The sequence below is a fragment of the Streptomyces sp. NPDC003691 genome (genome assembly GCF_053981115.1).
The window spans coordinates 19,806-37,936 of record NZ_JBSFNQ010000005.1; the positions used below are offsets into that span (position 1 = coordinate 19,806).

The window sequence follows — 18,131 nt, forward strand, 5'->3', positions numbered from 1 at the left end:
CCGGATCCTCCGGACCGGCGGACGGAACCTCCGGACGCCATCCCTCTGACACAGAAACCAATCGAAGGAGCGCCACATGGCCGCCACGCAGGAAGAGATCGTCGAGGGCCTCGCCGAGATCGTGAACGAGATCGCCGGAATCCCGGTCGAGGACGTTCAGCTCGACAAGTCCTTCACCGACGACCTGGACGTGGACTCGCTCTCCATGGTCGAGGTCGTCGTCGCCGCCGAGGAGCGCTTCGAGGTCAAGATCCCGGACGAGGACGTCAAGAACCTCAAGACCGTCGGCGACGCCGCGAAGTACATCCTCGACCACCAGGGCTGATATCCGCCCAGGTCCGGGCGCTTGTCGCCGCCCCCCGGTGGCGCCGAGATATTCAGCACCCCCTACACGTGGAGAAAGAATTCCGATGAACTCGACCAATCGCACCGTGGTCGTCACCGGTATCGGCGCAACCACACCGTTGGGTGGCGACAGCGCATCGACCTGGGAGGGCCTGGTCTCCGGGCGCTCCGGAGCCAGGGCTCTCGAAGGCGAGGGCTTCGCCGATCTGCCGGTGCGGATCGGCGCCCCGGTGGCCGTCGACCCCTCCGAGGTCCTGCCCCGGCCGGTCGCCCGCAAGCTCGACCGCTCGGCGCAGTTCGCGCTGATCGCCGCGCGGGAAGCCTGGGCCGACGCCGGTTTCGAGAGCCCCGCCGGTGACGACTCCGGGATCGACCCGGACCGTCTCGGCACGGTCATCGCGTCCGGTATCGGCGGTGTCACCACCCTGCTCGACCAGTACGACGTGCTGAAGGAGAAGGGCGCGCGCCGGGTCTCCCCGCACACCGTGCCCATGCTCATGCCGAACAGCCCGTCCGCCAATGTCGGCCTGGAGGTCAACGCCCGGGCCGGGGTGCACACCCCGGTGTCGGCGTGCGCGTCCGGCGCCGAGGCGATCGGCTACGCGGTGGAGATGATCCGTACGGGCCGTGCGGACATCGTCGTCGCGGGCGGCACGGAGGCGGCGATCCACCCGCTGCCGGTGGCCGCGTTCGCCAACATGATGGCGATGTCGAAGAACAACGACGCGCCGGAGCAGGCGTCCCGCCCGTACGACACCGCCCGGGACGGCTTCGTCCTCGGCGAGGGCGCGGGTGTCGTGATCCTGGAGTCCGCGGAGCACGCCGCCCGGCGCGGCGCCCGGAGGATCTACTGCGAGGTGCTCGGCCAGGGCCTCTCCGCCGACAGCCACCACATCGCCCAGCCCGAGCCCACGGGCCGGGGCATCGCCGCGGCGATGCGCGGGCTGCTGGAGAGCACCGATCTCAAGCCCGAGCAGATCGCGCACCTCAACGCCCATGCCACGTCCACCCCTCTGGGTGACGTCGCCGAGGTGAAGGCGCTGCGCCAGGTCCTCGGTGACGACCTCGACCATGTCGCCGTCTCGGCGACCAAGTCGATGACGGGTCATCTGCTCGGCGGCGCCGGCGGTATCGAGACGGTGGCGACGGTGCTGGCGCTGTACAACCGCCTCGCCCCGCCGACCATCAACATCGACGAGCTGGACCCGGAGGTCGACGCGGACATCGTGCGCGGCGAGGCCCGGGCGCTGCCGCGGACCACGATCGCGGCGATCAACAACTCGTTCGGCTTCGGCGGCCACAACGTGGTGCTGGCGTTCCGCTCCGTCTGATCCCGTCTGCTTCCGGCCCGGTGTTCTCCCGGATCCGGCGGCGGCGCTTCCAGGGCTCGTACGGCCCCCTCCGGGGGGTGGTACGGGCCCTTTGCCGTGCCCGCCGCCCGGGTCCCGGCCCGGACGTCCGGGCCGCGTGGCTCAGACGACCTGGTGGAGCCAGCGGACCGGGGCGCCCTCGCCCGCGTACCGGAAGGATTCCAGTTCGTCGTCCCACGGCTTGCCCAGCAGCCGGGACAGCTCGGCCTCCAGCACGGTCTCGCCCCGGGCCGCGCGGAGCATGGCGGCCCGCAGCCGGTCCTCGGGAATCAGGATGTCCCCGTGGATACCGGTGACGGCGTGGAAGATGCCGAGGTCGGGTGTGGCGCTGTAGCGCTCGCCCTCCGCGGTGGCGCACGGCTCGGCCGTGACCTCGAAGCGCAGCAGATGCCAGTGGCGCAGCGCGGAGGCCAGCTTGGACGCCGTGCCCACCTCGCCGCGCCAGGAGAGTTCCGCTCTCCAGGTGCCCGGGGATGCGGGCTGCCGGATCCAGTCGAGCTGTACCCGTACGCCGAGTACACCCGCGACCGCCCATTCGACGTGCGGGCAGAGCGCGCGCGGGGCGGAGTGGACGTAGAGAACGCCGCGTGTCGTCACCGGGACCTCCAGTGTGGGACGAGGGTCGCCTTCCCAGCGCTCTCAGTAAACAGCATCAGGAGTGAATCTCCACAAAAGGGACAGTATGTGACGTGATGTAATTTACCGGAGCCGATGGGCACGATGCCTCTGGACCGACGGGAAAAAGCTACCGTGAGTGGGTGCCCGTGGGGTGACGTAATGTCGGTCCGGCGGGCGGTACGCACCAAGCTTTCACTCGGCAGGACCTCGGGGGCATCGACACGGAGGGGACACCGGGATGCGCGACCGGCACTCGGCGACGTACAGGACCGGAGACGGGACCAGCGGGGGAACGGACGGCGGGGACGCCGACAGGAGAAGGAGCGCCGGGAGCGTTCCGGGGGCGCCCGGCAGGCGCACGGACCGGCGGCGGGGCCGGGCGGCCGCCGCGGCCGGGGTGAGCGCGGCCCTCGTTCTCACCGCCGCCCTCGCGGGCTGCGACTCGTCGCCGGACACGGACGACGGCACCAGGACCAAGGGGGCCGCCGCCAAGAAGGCCCCGGCGTTCGTCTGGGACCGCAGCCCCGCCACCATCGCCGCCGTCGGCGACTCCATCACCCGCAGCTTCAACGCCTGCTCGGTGCTTTCCGACTGCCCGGAGTCGTCCTGGGCCACCGGCACCGACTCCCGGGTCCGCAGTCTGGCGCTGCGGCTGATCGGCGATGCCGCCACCGTCTCCCAGCGGACCTGGAACTACGCGAAGACCGGCGCCGAGATGGCGGATCTCCCGGCCCAGATGACCAGGGCGGCGGCCCGGAAGCCGGAGCTGGTCACGGTGCTGGCCGGGGCCAACGACGCCTGTTCGGACTCCGCCGATCTGATGACCCCGGTCGCCGACTTCCGCGCGTCGTTCACCGGCGCCCTGAAGGAGCTGCGGCGCGTCTCCCCCAAGAGCCAGGTGTACGTGTCGAGCGTGCCCGATCTGAAGCGGCTCTGGGAGACCGGCCGGGACGACCCGATAGGGCGTCAGATCTGGAAGCTCGGGATCTGCTCGTCGATGCTGAAGGACCCCGAGGACCTGGGCCCGGAGGCCACCGCGCGCCGGGCCCGGGTGCAGGAGCGGGTGGTCGCGTACAACGGGGTCCTGAAGGAGGTCTGCGCCACGGATCCGCGGTGCCGGTACGACGGGGGCGCGGTCTTCTCGTACGCCTTCGAGGGCGATCAGCTCAGCCGGTGGGACTGGTTCCATCCGAGCCGGAACGGCCAGAGCAGGCTGGCGGAAATCGCGTACCGGAACATCACGGCGGCCGCGGCGCCGTAGCGGGCCACGGTCCGGCGGGTACGAAGCCGCGGTCGGCGGGTACGGGGCCGGGGCGGCGGCACGCATCGGGGCACGGGAAGGGCCGGGGCGAACGGCCCCTCACCAGCGGATTCCGGCCGTACCGGCCCGTACCGGCCGTTCCCGGGGCGGTACGGGGCAGGGCCGCGGGATCTCGTAGCCAGCGGCCCGGCAACGGGGTGATACTTCCGCCACCCGTCCCACGGAAGGATCACCTCCTTGTCGCCGTCGCCCGTTTCCCCGGCCGCCCCGATATCCGTCCGCCGCAAGGCCGTTCTCACGGCCGCCGGTTCGGCGCTGCTCTCCCTGGCGCTGGCCGTACCGGCCCAGGCCGCTCCCCCGGCGCCCGCCGCCGCGCCCGCCCCGGCCACCGTCGAGGAGAACCGGCTGGACCGGGCCGTACCGCAGGAGATCCTGCGGCGCGGCGGCTTCGACACGGTGGCGCCCGCCTTTGCCCGCAGCCTGGCCGCGGCCGGGTCGTACTGCCGGGCGGAGAAGGCCGTCGCGGGGCACGCGGCCGCGCTCTGGCAGCGCGCCGTCGACCGGGCCCAGGGGCGCGGCCCGCTGACCGGCGATCTGAGCCGGGACGACGACCGGCCGCTCTACTGGGCGCGGCTGGCGATGGTCCGCGAACTGCGGCTCTGGCAGCCGTCGTTCGCGCTCGGCGCCGAGCAGCGCGCCCGGCTGCTGGACCGGCTGGAGCGGTCCTCGCGCGGCCAGGACTCCCTCCGCTTCCCCGCGGCCGACCGGCACGGCAAGGACGGCAGGGACGGCAAGGACGGGAAGAAGGGGAAGGGGCTGAAGCGGATCCTGATGACCGGCTTCGACCCGTTCACCCTCGACCGGGACATCCGGATCAGCAATCCGTCGGGGGCGACGGCCCTTGCCCTCGACGGCACGGTGATCCGGACCGCCGACGGCCCGGCCCGGGTGGAGGCCGCCGTCTTCCCCGTCCGCTGGGCGGACTTCGCCGACGGCACGGTCGAGCGGACCCTGCGGCCGTATCTGCCGCAGGTGGATCTCTTCACCACGGTCAGCCAGGGGCGGCCCGGCCGGTTCGACATCGAGCGCACCAACGGCGCCTGGCGCGGCGGCTTCGGCGACAACGACAACGTGTCGCGGCTGGAGACCGTCCCGGTCGCAGACCCGGCGACACAGCCGCAGTGGACCTCGTCGACACTGCCCGCCACGGCCATCACCGCCGCGCCCACCGGCCGTTTCCCGGTGTACGACAACACCTCGGTGACCGAGATCCCGGCGGGCGGCACCGCGCCCGTGGACCGGCCGGGCGGCCCGACCCCCGGCTCCACCGCGCGCGCGGGCGGCGGCGGCAACTACCTGTCGAACGAGATCGCCTACCGGGCGACCCTGCTGCGCGACCGGCTGGGCCTCGACACCCCGGGCGGCCATGTGCACACCCCGGTGCTCGCGTTCGGCGCGGGCAACACCACGGAGCTGACCGACCCCGTCTTCGTACAGAACCGGCTCGACATCATCGCCCAGGTCAGGGAGATCATCCGGGTGGCGGCGGAGAACCGCGCCTGAGCGAAGATGACGGTATGAAGATCGCAGCAGCGCAGTTCGCCCCTGTACCCGGCGATGTGGCGGCCAATGTCCTGACGGCGGCGGAGCTGGTCCGGACCGCCGCCGGGCAGGGCGCCCGGGTCGTGGTGTTCCCCGAGACCGCCCTCACCGGGTACTTCGCCGAACGGCTCGCCAAGGAGCCGGAGCTCTCCCTCGGCGAGGACGACGAGCGGTGGGGGCCGGTGCGCGACGCCTGCCGGGAGACCGGGACGGCGGCCGTGGTCAACGCGACCGTACGGACGCCCGCCGGGCGACCGGCGATCACGTCCCTGGTCTTCGGCCCGGACGGGGCGCTGCTGGCCCGCTACGACAAGCAGCATCTCCACGGTGTGGAGCGGGAGTACTTCACGGCGGGCACGGCGGACGGCGGATTCGTCCTCGACGGTGTCCGGTTCGCGCTCGCGGTCTGCTACGACAACCGGTTCCCGGAGATCGCCCGCCGGGCCCGCGAGTCGGGTGCGGCGGTCTATCTGGCCAGCTCGGTGCTGGAGCTGGGGAACGACTCGTTCGAGGCGGTGTATCCGGTACGGGCCCGGGAGAACGGGCTGTACGTGGTGCTGGCCAACGCCCTGGGGGAGAACGACTGCGGCGACTGCCGGGGGGACAGCGGGGTCTGGGGGCCGGACGGCGTCCGGCTGGCCGGCGCGGGCGCCGCGCCCGGTGTCGTGGTGGCCGAACTCCCGCTCTGAGGGCGGGAGCCGGCCGTACGGGGTGCGGGGCACCGCGCGCCCTGCGCCGCGTGGCGCGTCGGCGCGGGGTGCCGGGCGTCAGCGCGGGCTGCCGGGCGGGCGGCCCGGGTGCTGGTAGGACACCGGGCCGCCGGGGGCGGTGCCGGGGGCCTGCGGGGCCTGCTGTGCCTTGCGGTACGGATTCGGGGCGGGCGCGGCGGCCGGGGCGCCGTAGCCGGGGGCCGGGGCGCCCGGAGCGGTGCCGTACCCCGGGCCGCCCGGGGCGGTGCCGTAGCCCGGGGCGCCAGGAGCGGTGCCGTAGCCGGAGGCCGGGACCGTACCGCCCTGCGCGCCGGTCCCGGGACCGCTGCCGGTGTCGCCTTCGGTGTCGCCGTCACCGTTGTCGTCGCCGTTCCCGGCGGGCGGCAGCGGTGCCAGGTCCCGGGCCATCAGCGTGGCGCCCGCGACGGCGCCCGGCATCAGGAACACCGCGACGAACGGCACCAGGAAGGCCAGGAAGAGCGGGACGCCGAAGCCGAGGGCCAGCATCCGGCGGCCGCGCAGCAGCCGCAGCCGCTCCTTGAGGAGCATGCCCCGGCGCTGGAGGGCGACCGCGGTCAGCTCCTCGGCCAGGAAGTAGCCGGAGACGCAGAAGCCGAGGACCGGGACGACGGTCTGGCCGAGCACCGGGACGAAGCCCAGGGCGAAGAGGACGATGCCGTACAGCGCCACCCTGACCAGGATCCGGGCCGAGTCGCGGGCGGAGATCCACAGGTCGCGCCAGAACGAATTGCCCGACTGGGGGACCTCGCCGCCCTCGCTGCGGTCGACGTCCTCGGAGAGCGACTCGTAGAAGGGCTGGCCGACCAGGAGGGTGGTGGCGGTGAAGGTGATCACGGCCAGGAAGAGGCCGATCCCGAACGTCAGCGCGGTCAGGGTGCCCCGGAAGATGCCCAGCCAGGGCGATGACCAGTCGTCGGCGAAGGGCGTCGTCCAGGCCACGAAGTCGTCGGCCCCGAAGGCCAGGCCGACGAGGGCGCCGAAATAGAGCACCAGGGTCAGCAGACCGGGCAGCAGCCCCAGGCCGAGCCGGCGTCCGCGGCCCGCGATCCACCGCTGGCCCTTCAAGAGATAGCCGAAGCCCTTGCCGAGATCGTTCATGGCGGTGAGCCTATCCGGCCTCCGTCGCGCGGATGTTCGGGCGTTGTCCGGGCCCTGTCACGGTGTCCGGACCGGGCGGCCGCGGGGCCGGACCGGAAGATACGTGGCTTATACCTCTTGATTGTTCCCGAGTTGAACCGGTAGACCCCTGCGTACCGATTGCTTATGACGCAGACGGCACATCCGTGCACATGCGTCACAGCGTCGACCCCCGATTCCGGAGGCAACACGCATGGGCATACCCAGACCCGTTCTGGTCACCACCACGGCGCTCGCCGTCGCCGTGCTCCTCGCACCCGTACCGGCGGCGGCCCGGCCCGCGCAGCCCGCGGCGTCCGGCCCGGCGGGCCCCGACCCCGTACGCGACGAGGGAACGACCGATTCGGCACTCTCCCGGGCACCGCTCGGCGCGGCCCGTAACGCGCTCACCCTCCCCACCACCTCCTTCCACCGCACCGAGGGCTACCCCCGGCGGACCACCCTGACGGTGCCGCCCACCGATCCGGCCGACCGGTCGGTGAAGCTGGGCCTGGTGCCGTACCACTCCATCGCCCCGAAGCTGAACGAGCTGCAGAAGCTCGGCGACCGGGTCAGTGTGGAGATCGCGGGCCGCTCGTCGACCGGGCGGGAGCTGTATCTGGTCACGGTCACCGCGCCCGAGAGCGCGCGGGAGGTCCGGGAGCAGGAGCGGATGCGGGAGCGGATAGAGAACTCCCCCGCGGCCGCCGCCCGGGACAAGGCCATCAAGAAGTCCTACAAGACGCCGGTCTTCATCAACAACAACATCCACGGCAACGAGTGGGAGGGCACGGACGCGGCCCTCAAGCTCATCGAGGAGCTGGCGAAGGCCAAGGACGCCAGAACCCTCTCGCTGCTGGCGAAGAACCGCATCTATCTGAACGTCACCGCGAACCCGGACGGCCGGGTCGCGGGCACCCGGGCGAACGCCAACGGCTTCGACCTCAACCGGGACTTCATCACCGCCACCCAGCCCGAGACCCGGGCGATCCGGCAGATCGCCATCGACAAGCAGCCCGCGGTCATGCTGGACCTGCACGGCTATGTCAACGGCACCCTGATCGAGCCGACGACGCCGCCGCACGGCGAGAACTACGAGTACGACCTCTTCCTGAAGAACTCCTACGCCAACGCGCTGGGCATGGAGAAGGCGGTCAACGGGCTCGGCTACACCCAGGAGAAGGACGGCGTGCTGCCGGTCGAGATCCCGTTCCGGGACTCGGCGGAGGGCTGGGACGACTGGCCGCCCATCTTCACCCCGCAGTACATGCCGTTCCAGGGCGCGGTGGCCTCGCACACCATCGAGTTCCCGCTGCGGGTCAACGGCAGCGCGTACAACACCCTGCCGGAGACGGAGCTGCGCCGGCGGTCCGCGATCAACACCGCGATCGCGGGCGCGACGATGCGCGCCACGCTCGACTTCACCCAGGACAACCGGGGCCGGTTGCTCGCCGACCAGATCGAAACGTTCCGGCGGGGCGCCGCGGGCGAGGCCCAGCGGCCGGTCTCGGAGGAGACGGTCCCGGGTGTGCCGGGGATCGGTCCCGAGGACGTCTACACCACCACCTTCCCGCGGGCGTATGTCATTCCGGCGGGCTCCGGTCAGCGCAGCGGGGTCGCGGCGGGCCGGCTGGTGGACCATCTGATCGCCAACGACGTCCGGGTGGAGCGGGCCGTGCTGCCGTTCCGGCTGGGCCAGAAGGTCTATCCGGCCGGGTCGTACGTGGTCGACATGCGGCAGCCCAAGCGCGGTATCGCCAATGTGATGCTGGCGGCGGGCCGGGACATCAGCGCGGACGTGTCCACGATGTACGACATCTCGGGCTGGAGCCTGGGGTTGCTGTGGGGCGCGTCCGTCGACCGGGTCGAGCGCGGTGACCTGCGGCTGGTGGCCAGGCCGGTGGCCGCGGCCGCCCCGAGCGGCTCGGTGGCCCCCTGGGGCGATCTGAAGCTGCGGCTGGACGACCCGAAGGAGCTGGCGGCGCTCAACTCGCTGCTCGGGCAGGGGGTCGCGGTACGCCGTACGGCGGACGGCGCGGCGATCGTGCCGGGCTCGGCGCGCAAGGCGGCGGCGGTGGCCGCGGACCGCTTCGGGGTCGCCTTCACGGCGACCCGGGAGCGCGGGGTGGCGCCGCTGAAGCGCACCCGGGTGGCCGCCGCGGTCACCTCGGGCGAGCAGTTCGCGCTGCGCGAGATGGGCTTCGACGTGGTGCCGGTGTCGACCGCGGTACTGAACGCGGGCTTCGACTGGACCGGCGCGGACGCGCTGATCGTGTCGACCGGGCTGAGCTGGTCGGGGCTGACCCCGGAGGCACGGCAGGCGTTCCTCGCGAGCGGGGCGGGCTTCACCGGACTGGGCGCGGCGGGTGCGGCGTTCGGCAACGGGGCCGGGCTGATCACCGCGACGGCCGTGGAGGGCAACGGCGACGCCAACGGTGTGGTCCGGGTCGCCAACGCGGGCGGAACGCTGACCGGCGGGGCGCCGGGGCACACCTTCGTCTACTCGCCGGTGTGGTTCACCGGCCTGGGCGCGGGGGTCCGCACCGACCAGTCGTACGCGGGCGGCAACCCGCTGGTGTCCGGCCACTGGCGGGCGCTGTCCGACGGAACGGGCGGCCCCGCGGACGCGTCCGGAAAGCCGTCGGTGGTCAGCACGGTCTCGGCGGCGGGCGTCCCGGCGGTCCTGATCGGCACGGAACCGCTCTTCCGCGACCACCCGAAGGGTTCCTTCGCGGTGGTGGCCCGGGCGCTTCTGACCCGCTGACCCGCTGACGCGGCGGGCCGGCCGCTCCCACGGGACCGGCCGGCCCGGAGGGGAACAGCAGAGGCCCGGCGGGACGCAGAAGCGTAGGAAACCCACCGGGCCATGGCGGTCCGGCCGCCGAGGGACCTCAACAGACCCATAAACCGAACCGCCATCATCATGATAGGCACGAAAGCCCCCGGGGCGGCGGTGGTTCACCGCCCCGGGGGCCTTCTTCCGTTCGGGGCGGCGAGCCCCGGGCAGGCACGGGCTATGCCGGGGTGACCGCCAGGTCGACCGTGATGTTGCCGCGGGTCGCCTTCGAGTACGGGCAGACCTCGTGCGCCTTCTCGATCAGCTCCCGGGCCCGGGCCTCGTCGGCACCCGGTATCCGCGCGGATATCCGGACGATGATGCCGAATCCGTCGTCGTTCTTCCCGATCCCGACCTCCGCGGTGACCGTCGCCCCGGTGAGGTCGGCGCCCTCCTGACGCGCCACCACACCCAGGGCACCCTGGAAGCAGGCGCTGAACCCGGCGGCGAACAGCTGCTCCGGGTTGGTGCCCGCGCCGGAACCGCCGAGCTCCTTGGGCGGGTTCACCACGACATCGAGCTTGCCGTCGTCGGTGGCGACCCGGCCGTCCCGGCCGTTCTCCGCGGTGGCGACGGCCGTGTAGACCACATCGGACTGCTGGATGGGCATGTGCTCACTCCTCCTGTGGTGCGCCACGGCTCGCGCCCAAGACCGTGACGCTGGTGCCCCGACCCTATCCGCGCCCGTCCGCCAGCGAAACGATCATCTTTCCGGTGTTCTCGCCGCGGAGTACGCCGAGGAACGCGTCGAAGCCGTTCTCGATGCCCTCGACGACGGTCTCGTCGTAGACCAGTTCGCCCGAGGCGAGCCAGCCCGCGGTGTCCCGGACGAATTCCGGCAGCAGGTCGAAGTGGTCGAGCACCAGGAAGCCCTCAAGCCGCAGTTGCTTGGTGACGGCGAGATAGAGGTTGTTCGGCCCGGGAGCGAGCTCGGTGTTGTTGTAGACGGAGATGGCACCGCAGAGAGCCGCCCGGCCCCGGGGGTTGAAGGCCCCGAGAGCCGCCTCCAGATGCTCGCCGCCCACATTGTCGAAGTAGACGTCGATACCGTCGGGGGCGGCCTGGGCCAGCTGCGCGGCCACCGGGCCGTTCTTGTAGTTGAAGGCGGCGTCGAAGCCGTAACCCTGGAGCAGCCGCTCGACCTTGGCGTCCGAGCCGGCGGAACCGATCACCCGGGAAGCGCCCTTGATACGGGCCATCTGTCCGACGAAGCCGCCGACCGCCCCGGCGGCGCCGGAGACGAAGACGGTGTCCCCCTCCTTGAATCCGGCGACCCGGAACAGCCCCGCGTAGGCGGTGAGGCCGGTCATCCCGAGGGCGCCCAGATAGGTGGAGGCGGGGGCCAGCGAGGTGTCGATCTTACGGACCTCGGCCGCCGGGACCTCGGCGATCTCACGCCAGCCCAGGCCGTGCGTCACGGCGTCACCGACGGCGAAGCCCTCCGCGCGCGAGGCGATCACCTCGCCCACCGCACCGCCGTGCATGGGCCGGTCCAGCTCGTACGGGGCGGCGTACGACTTGGCGTCGCTCATCCGGCCGCGCATATAGGGGTCGACGGAGAAGTGGGTGTTGCGCACGAGGACATGCCCGTCCGCGGGCTCTCCGACGGGGACCTCGCGCAGGGCGACAAGATCCTTCGTCGGCCAGCCGTGCGGGCGGGCGACGAGCTGCCATTCACGGCTGGTGGTGGGCAGTGCGGACATGCGGGCAACCTCCTGCGGCCCCATGGGATGCCCCGGGACCTGCCCCGGAGCACGGCGGGACCCATGCTTCATGACGGAAAAGTTTCACGTTCTAAAGCAATTATTGACCTGGATATTTCATCCTGTCAAGTATCGGAGTACGCTGGTCGCCATGCCCACTGAGCGCGCCGCCACCCCTGACCTCCTCGCCGAGAACGGCGTGTCGGGCGAGGTCATCGAACTGATCGGGGACGTCGTCTGGCGCTATATGACGGCTTACGAGCACGCTGCCGCCGAGCAGTCGCTCACGACCGCCCAGGCGAAGGTGCTGGCGCTGCTGACCCGGGAGCCGCTGCCGATGCGTCAGGTCGCCGACCGGATGGCCTGCGAGCCGTCGAACATCACCGGGATCATCGACCGGCTGGAGCTGCGCGGCCTGGTGGAGCGGCATCCCGATCCGCACGACCGCCGGGTCAAGTACGCGGCGGCGACGGACGAAGGCGCGGAGATGACCGGACGGCTCTGCGGGTCCCTGCGGGCGGCCTTCGCCCGTGAACCGCTGGCCGGGCTGACCCCGCTGGAGCGCACGGTGCTGCGGGACCTGCTGAAACGGCTCCTCGGCGAGGACACGGCGGTGCGGGTCTAGCCTCCGGCCGGTCTACGAGGGCTCGGTCCACGAGGGGCCCGGCCGGCGAGCGGGCGGCTCGCGAGGAACCCGGCCTGCGAGGGGTGGCCCGCGAGACCCGCGGCAGGCAGCGAGCCCGGCGCGGCGCCGGGCCGTTCAGAGGCACCACCGGTCAGAGGCACCACCAGAGGAACGGGCTGCATGTCTCGCTGGGCGCCGGAGCCGGTGTCGGTCCCGGCCCCGGGCTCTGCGACGCCGTCGGCGGCGGGGTCGCCGAGCCGCTGGGGCGGGGCTCCGGCGGGCTGTCGGAGGGCCCGGGCAGCGCCGGGCCGGTGGGCCGTGGCTCCGGGGGCGGGGCAGTGGTCCGGCCGGGGTCCGCCGTCGCGGTGCCGCTCGCGGCCGGGCGGGCGGGACCGGTCGCCGTCGCCCGGCCCGACCCCCTCGACCCGGACACCTCGTCGGGCCGCCCGCTGGGCACGTCGGGCCGCGCGGGGGCGGTGTCGTCCCGGGTGCCCTCGGGCCGGGGCGGCGGTTCGACCGGGGTCCGCTCCTCTTCCTTCACCACCGTGGAGGTGCCGTCGCCGCCCTCCAGGCCCAGTTCGGCCAGGCTCAGCGCGCCCCCGGCGAGCACCAGTCCGGCCACCCCGACCAGGACGTTCCGCCCGCGCCTTCGGCGGGCCCGGCGCCCGGCGGCCCGGGGCTTCGCGGCGGCCCTGCGCCGAGCCCGGCCGCCCCCGGCACGCCCGGCGGATCCGGCACCGGGGCCGCGTCCGGCACCCCCGTCGGCACCGGCCCCCCGCGCACCCCAGGAGACCTCGCCCAGCTCCAGCACCCCGCCCCCGGGATCCCCCGGGGGCTCGGGGTCCCCGGCAGCCGCGGACCGCCGCGGCTCCGCCCAGGCCCCGGGGCCGGGACCCGGTCCGGGCGCCCGGGCGGAATCGGGCTCCGGTCCGGGGCCGTGCAGTTGCCAGGCCGGGGTACCGCACCCCGCGCAGGCGAGTGCTCCGTTGAGATGTCGTCGGCACTGGTGGCAGTAATCCATGGCGCCCGCAGGCTATGGGCCGTCCTCCGTAAGAAGTGAAGGACCGTGTGAGGATCCTGTGGGAACTCTCCACCCAAGGGTGATTTCCGTTTCGGAAGGTTGACGTCGGTGACCGTACGGTGCCGCTCGGTGCCGGCCCGTCGGCCTTGCACCCGTCCGCGAGGATGGCCCGATGACCTCACCCGCGCCCTTCGGCGCCCTCGACTTCCAGTTGGTCCTGCTGCGCCGGATGGCCGACCACCAGCCGGCCCTGGTCGAAGACGCCCGCCGCGAACTGGGCGTCACGGCCGCCCGGATGCGGGAGGCCAACAGCCGCTGGCAGGCGATGTGCCGGTCCCGCTCCCCCCGCGGCGCGGCGGCCCGCTACCGCTCGGTCCTCGGCCCGCCCGAGACGTCCGTACGCCGCCGGATCGGCGATCTGGAGTGCGAGGCGCACCTCTGGCCGCTGCCCCTCTGGCCGGGGCTGCGCTTCGAGGTGACCACCGCCGCCGGAAGCGGGGCCGTCTGGAACGAATGGCTGGTCCGGGCGCCCGGAACGCCCTCCCCCGACCTCCGTACGGCCGCGGATCTCACCCCCTGGTCGTGCACCGCGGACGAGGCGGCCCGGGCGTTCGCCCCGGTGACTCCGATGGAGGGATCCGCGCCGACACGCCAGCAGCTGTCCTTGACGCTGCCGGACGGCGGCCGCGCGGTCGCGGAATTCGCCTGGGGCCTGCTCCAACGCCTGCTCTGAACCGTCCGGAATGACGTCCCGTCAGAGGTGGCGGTAACCCGGGCGGACCACCCGGCGCGCGCCGGACCCGCCCCGGACGGACGATACGAGGGCGACCACATACCGCGATCACGTACCGCGGCACGCATCCCGCGTATCGCTCGTACCGCACGCACCCGCGTATCGCACGTACCGCCTCGGGAGGATCGTCGTGAGCGTCAGTCTGGAGCAGTTGCGCCGTTGCCATGTCGGGGTGGACCTCGGTGCCGCCCGTACCCGGGTGTTCGTCAAGGGCGCCGGGCTGGTGGTCGACGAGCCCAGCGTCGCCGCCGTGAACACCAGGACCGGCTCCCTCATCGCGGTCGGCGCCCTCGCCGAACAGATGACCGGCCGCACACCCCACTACATCCGGGTGGTCCGGCCGGTCTCCGGCGGGACGGTGGTGGACATCGAGATGGCCCAGCGGATGCTGCGCCATCTGCTCGGCGAGAAGCTCCGCCGCCAGCTGCGCCGCAAGCCCCGGCTGCGGGCCGCCGCCTGCACCCCCCACGACGCCGATCCGCTGGCCCAGCGCGCCGCCGTGGAGACGCTGGTGGGGCTGGGAGCCCGCCGGGTCGAGCTGGTCGACACCCTGATCGCCGCCGCCGTGGGCTGCGGACTCCCCGTCGAACAGCCGACCGCCACCATGATCATGGTCTGCGGGGCGGCGACCACCCAGGTCGCGGTGCTCTCCCTGGGGTCGATCGTCACCGCGGAGCGGCTGCCGGTGGGCGGCAACGCGATCGACGCGGCCGTCATCCAGCACCTGCGCACCCAGCACGAGCTGATGCTGCCCAGCCAGTCCGTACGCCCGCTCCAGCTGGCACTCAGCGGCAACGGCCTGACCTCCCAGGGGCCGGAGGTGACGGAGATCCACGGGCGGGACGTGGCGACCGGACTCGCCCGTACGGTGCATGTGGACACCGCCGCCGTACGGAACGCCATCCATACGCCCCTGACCTCGGTGCTCGACGGTATCGGCAAGGTGCTGCGGGACTGCCCGCCGGATCTGGTCGCCGACCTCGCCGACCGGGGGATCACCATGGTCGGCGGCAGCGCGCTGCTCCCCGGTCTCGACCAGATGCTCCGGGACGCCACCGGAATGCCGGTGGAGATCGCCGAGCGGCCGGACGTCTGTGCGATCCTCGGGCTCGGGGAGATGCTGGAAGGCAGGATCCAGCCGCTGGTGCTCAATCCGCTGGCCGAGGTCGCCGGATAACGGAGCCGGACGCCGTACCGGAAGGCCCGGGAGGTCCAGGAGGCCCGGGAGGCCCGGACCGGAGAAGTCGGCGGCCGGAGAAGTCGGCGGCCGGTGGGGCGGCGGCCGGAAGAGGCCGTGGGCCCCGGAAGTCCGCGGCCCGGGGAGTCCCGCGGCGGCAGCGGCGGGCGGGAAGCAGAGGACGGGCGCGGTGGGCGACGGACCGGACGGTGTCGGCGGTACGGCTCCGCCCTCCCCCGAACGCCCCGGTGACGCCCCGCCGATGCCGGTCCTGCTGGAGGCGCTGCTCGGTCTGGGCACCGACCTCGAACTCCCCGCGACCCTCCAGCACATCGTCTCCACCGCGACCTCGCTCACCGGGGCCCGCCACGGCGCCCTCGGGGTGATCGACCCCGAACGCGGCACCGTCTCCGACCTCTACACCAGCGGTATGAGCGAGGAGGAGCGGGCCCGGATCGGCGGACTGCCGGCCGGGGACACCGGCATCGTCGGGCTGCTCATCCGCGATCCGCGGCCCCTGCTGATCGACGATCTCACCCTGGACCCGCGCTCCTCCGGCGTACCGGAAGGGCATCCGGTGATGCGGTCCTTCGTCGGGGTACCGATCCGGGTCCATACCGAGGTCTTCGGCAACCTCTATCTGACCGGGAAGCCCGGCGGCCCGTTCACCACGGAGGATCTGGCGCTGCTGCGAGTGCTCGCCGCGCAGGCCGGGACCGCGATCGGGAACGCCCGGCTGTACGAGACCGCCCGCCAGCGGGAACGCTGGATCGAGGGGGCGGCCGCCGTCACCACCACCCTGCTGACCGGCGGCAGCGCCGAGGACGCCCTGACGACCGTGGCCGAGCAGGCCAGGATCCTCGCCGGGGCCGCGGCGGGCGTGGTGCTCCAGCCCACGGCCGACGGCGGGATGGCGATCGTCGCGGCATCGGCGGACGGACCGGAGGACGATATCGTCGGCACCACGATCGCGCCCGGATCGCCCGTCCTGGTGCAGTTGCTCGGCGGTGAGCCGGTGTTCGTCGAGGACTCGGCGACGGACCCGAGGATGACCACGCATGTACGGACCCGGTTCGGCCCGTCGATGATGCTGCCGCTCCAGTCCGGCGGGCGGCTGATCGGCACCCTGGCCCTGCCGCGGGGCCGCCGCGGCCGCCCGTACAGCTCGCTGGAGAAGCTGCTGGCCACGCAGTTCGCCTCGCAGGCCGCGCTCGCCCTGGTCCTGGCGGACGCCCAGCACAACCGGGAGCGGCTCGCCGTCTTCGAGGACCGCGACCGGATCGCCCGGGATCTCCACGATCTCGTCGTCCAGCGGCTGTTCGCGACGGAGATGATGCTGGAGTCCACCCGGCGCCGGGCGGGACCGGGCGAATCGGACCAGCTGATCGGCCGGGCCGTGGACGAACTGGACTCCACCATCCAGGAGGTCCGCACCACGATCTTCGCGCTCCAGCAGCCGCCCGCCGAGGCGCCCACCGGCTTCCGCGGCCGGGTCCTGCGCGAGACCGCGGGCGCGGCGGCCCTGCTGGGCTTTGCGCCGTCGGTCCACTTCCGCGGCCCGGTGGACGCGCTGGTCCGCCCCGCCGACGGGGAGAGGCTGATCGCGGCGCTGCGTACGGCGCTGGCCGCCGCCCACCGGCGGGCGGGGGTCGGCGCGGTCGAGGTGGACGTGGACGCGACGGCCCGGCTCGCCGACGGCCGCCCGGCGCTCCGGCTCACGGTCTCCGACGACGCCTCGCCCGAGGGCACGGCGGTCTGGGAGACCGCGCGCGACACCTGACCCCGCCGCTCCGCTCCGCGGTCCGGCCGGGCGCGGTCCGGCCGGGCGCGGGGCTCCGGCGCGGCGCCCGGGACCGGCGGCGGCGGGGATCCGAGGCGGGACCCCGCGGCCGTAGCGGATTCGGCACGGACCCGGCGCGGATCCGGCGCGGACTCGGGCCGGACTCAGCCCGCGCGTAGCAGGGACAGTACGCGGATACCGCGCTCCAGCGCCTCCTCCGGCCCCGCGGTGACATGGTGGAAGTCGAGGAAGGCCCCGTCCGCGCCGGAGTCGCGGAGCCCGGCCAGTTGAGCGGCGAGGGTCTCGTCTCCGGCGCCCGGGGCGGCGTTGACGCGGATGTCCCGCCGGAGGGCGTCGGGGTCCCGGCCGGCCTCCCCGGCGGCCCGCCGGGCGATGTCCCAGAGGGCGGCGCCGGTCCGGCCGGGCAGCGCGACCCCGGCCCAGCCGTCCGCCCGCCGCCCGACCCGGCGCAGCGCGGCCTCGGAGAAGCCGCCGAGGAGGACCGGCGGGGGCGACTGGGCGGGCCGCAGCCCGACCCGGGACGGCGGAATGGTCCACTCCGGGCCCTCGTGTGCGAACGGCTCCGCCGTCCAGTAGCCGTGGAGGATGTCGAGGATCTCGTCCAGCAGTCTGCCGCGCCGGGTGAAGTCGGTGTTGAGGGCCGCGTACTCGTCGCGCATCCAGCCGATGCCGAGCCCCGTGTCCAGCCGCCCCCCGCTGATCCGGTCCAGGGAGGTCAGGGAACGGGCGAGCAGCAGGGGCGGATACCAGGGGGCGTTGAGCGTGCTGGTGCCCAGCCGGACCCGGCGGGTGGCGGTCGCGGCGACCGTCAGCACGGTGACCGGGTCGAGAAAGGTGGTGAACCGCGGCGGATAGGGGTTGTCGGGGCTGAAGCCGGGATAGATGTCGACCGGTGCCACCGGGGTCAGCGCCCGGTCCCCCACCCAGAGCGCGTCGAAGCCGGCCTCCTCCGCGTCCCGGGCGAACCCGGCGATCAGCTCGGGCCGGGCATGGGTTCCGTACTGCGGCAGTGCTATTCCTGTACGCATCTCCCCAGCATGATCACCGAGAGGTCGCCGGCGCACGGATTTGCGCCGGGGTGTCCGCCCGGACCGCCGCGGCCCGCGCCGGGGCCGCGGGCCGGACGCGGCAG

At 73.3% G+C, this 18,131-nt stretch carries 16 protein-coding genes; 10 read left to right on the plus strand and 6 right to left on the minus strand.

The features are described from left to right. The first annotated feature begins 76 nt into the window (after positions 1-76). Together ACWDR0_RS04040 and fabF are read left to right on the plus strand one after the other, a co-directional pair. The gene (locus tag ACWDR0_RS04040) at positions 77-325 is read left to right on the plus strand and encodes an acyl carrier protein (RefSeq protein WP_456350042.1); all 249 of its coding nucleotides are present in this window, start codon (positions 77-79) and stop codon (positions 323-325) included. Positions 326-410: 85 nt separating this feature from the next. Further along, entirely contained in the window at positions 411-1,676 is a 1,266-nt protein-coding gene (fabF, locus tag ACWDR0_RS04045) for a beta-ketoacyl-ACP synthase II (RefSeq protein ID WP_456350043.1), read from the plus strand. Between the two features lie 141 nt (positions 1,677-1,817). Here the strand turns inward: fabF and ACWDR0_RS04050 are convergent, their stop codons facing one another. Then, complete coding sequence (locus tag ACWDR0_RS04050; RefSeq protein WP_456350044.1) at positions 1,818-2,312, minus strand: DUF3145 domain-containing protein; 495 nt, start codon at positions 2,310-2,312, stop codon at positions 1,818-1,820. A 259-nt stretch (positions 2,313-2,571) separates the two neighbouring features. Here ACWDR0_RS04050 and ACWDR0_RS04055 point away from each other — a divergent pair, with 259 nt between their 5' ends. The 3 genes from ACWDR0_RS04055 (at position 2,572) to ACWDR0_RS04065 (ending at position 5,885) form a co-directional block, all read left to right on the plus strand. After that, on the plus strand, positions 2,572-3,594 hold the full coding sequence (locus tag ACWDR0_RS04055; RefSeq protein WP_456350045.1) for an SGNH/GDSL hydrolase family protein: 1,023 nt from the start codon (positions 2,572-2,574) through the stop codon (positions 3,592-3,594). Positions 3,595-3,909: 315 nt separating this feature from the next. Further along, entirely contained in the window at positions 3,910-5,157 is a 1,248-nt protein-coding gene (locus ACWDR0_RS04060) for a pyroglutamyl peptidase (RefSeq protein WP_456350162.1), read from the plus strand. Between the two features lie 14 nt (positions 5,158-5,171). After that, positions 5,172-5,885, plus strand: coding sequence for a carbon-nitrogen hydrolase family protein (locus ACWDR0_RS04065; RefSeq protein WP_456350046.1), 714 nt, complete (start codon positions 5,172-5,174; stop codon positions 5,883-5,885). A gap of 78 nt (positions 5,886-5,963) precedes the next feature. Here the strand turns inward: ACWDR0_RS04065 and ACWDR0_RS04070 are convergent, their stop codons facing one another. Then, the gene (locus tag ACWDR0_RS04070; protein ID WP_456350047.1) at positions 5,964-7,025 is read right to left on the minus strand and encodes an EI24 domain-containing protein; all 1,062 of its coding nucleotides are present in this window, start codon (positions 7,023-7,025) and stop codon (positions 5,964-5,966) included. A 232-nt stretch (positions 7,026-7,257) separates the two neighbouring features. Between ACWDR0_RS04070 and ACWDR0_RS04075 the strand changes: the two genes are divergently transcribed. Next, positions 7,258-9,807, plus strand: coding sequence for a M14 family zinc carboxypeptidase (locus ACWDR0_RS04075; RefSeq protein ID WP_456350048.1), 2,550 nt, complete (start codon positions 7,258-7,260; stop codon positions 9,805-9,807). A gap of 250 nt (positions 9,808-10,057) precedes the next feature. Here the strand turns inward: ACWDR0_RS04075 and ACWDR0_RS04080 are convergent, their stop codons facing one another. Beyond that, on the minus strand, positions 10,058-10,489 hold the full coding sequence (locus tag ACWDR0_RS04080; RefSeq protein WP_456350049.1) for an organic hydroperoxide resistance protein: 432 nt from the start codon (positions 10,487-10,489) through the stop codon (positions 10,058-10,060). Positions 10,490-10,553: 64 nt separating this feature from the next. Next, complete coding sequence (locus tag ACWDR0_RS04085) at positions 10,554-11,582, minus strand: NADP-dependent oxidoreductase (RefSeq protein WP_456350050.1); 1,029 nt, start codon at positions 11,580-11,582, stop codon at positions 10,554-10,556. 151 nt (positions 11,583-11,733) lie between these two features. On the opposite strand from ACWDR0_RS04085, the gene ACWDR0_RS04090 reads away from it, so the two are divergent. Beyond that, positions 11,734-12,207, plus strand: coding sequence for a MarR family winged helix-turn-helix transcriptional regulator (locus ACWDR0_RS04090; protein WP_456350051.1), 474 nt, complete (start codon positions 11,734-11,736; stop codon positions 12,205-12,207). Positions 12,208-12,358: 151 nt separating this feature from the next. On the opposite strand, the gene ACWDR0_RS04095 is transcribed toward ACWDR0_RS04090, so the two are convergent. Then, a complete protein-coding gene (locus ACWDR0_RS04095) occupies positions 12,359-13,228 on the minus strand; it encodes an SCO2400 family protein (RefSeq protein ID WP_456350052.1) in 870 nt (289 codons plus the stop codon). Between the two features lie 172 nt (positions 13,229-13,400). On the opposite strand from ACWDR0_RS04095, the gene ACWDR0_RS04100 reads away from it, so the two are divergent. From ACWDR0_RS04100 to ACWDR0_RS04110, 3 genes are all read left to right on the plus strand, one after another. Next, positions 13,401-13,961 (plus strand): hypothetical protein, encoded by a 561-nt coding sequence (locus ACWDR0_RS04100; protein WP_456350053.1) that lies wholly within the window; start codon positions 13,401-13,403, stop codon positions 13,959-13,961. A 190-nt stretch (positions 13,962-14,151) separates the two neighbouring features. Continuing rightward, a complete protein-coding gene (locus tag ACWDR0_RS04105) occupies positions 14,152-15,198 on the plus strand; it encodes a rod shape-determining protein (RefSeq protein ID WP_456350054.1) in 1,047 nt (348 codons plus the stop codon). A 262-nt stretch (positions 15,199-15,460) separates the two neighbouring features. Further along, positions 15,461-16,978 (plus strand): GAF domain-containing protein, encoded by a 1,518-nt coding sequence (locus tag ACWDR0_RS04110; RefSeq protein WP_456350163.1) that lies wholly within the window; start codon positions 15,461-15,463, stop codon positions 16,976-16,978. A 164-nt stretch (positions 16,979-17,142) separates the two neighbouring features. Here the strand turns inward: ACWDR0_RS04110 and ACWDR0_RS04115 are convergent, their stop codons facing one another. Next, a complete protein-coding gene (locus tag ACWDR0_RS04115) occupies positions 17,143-18,027 on the minus strand; it encodes a TIGR03619 family F420-dependent LLM class oxidoreductase (protein WP_456350055.1) in 885 nt (294 codons plus the stop codon). Positions 18,028-18,131: the final 104 nt, after the last annotated feature.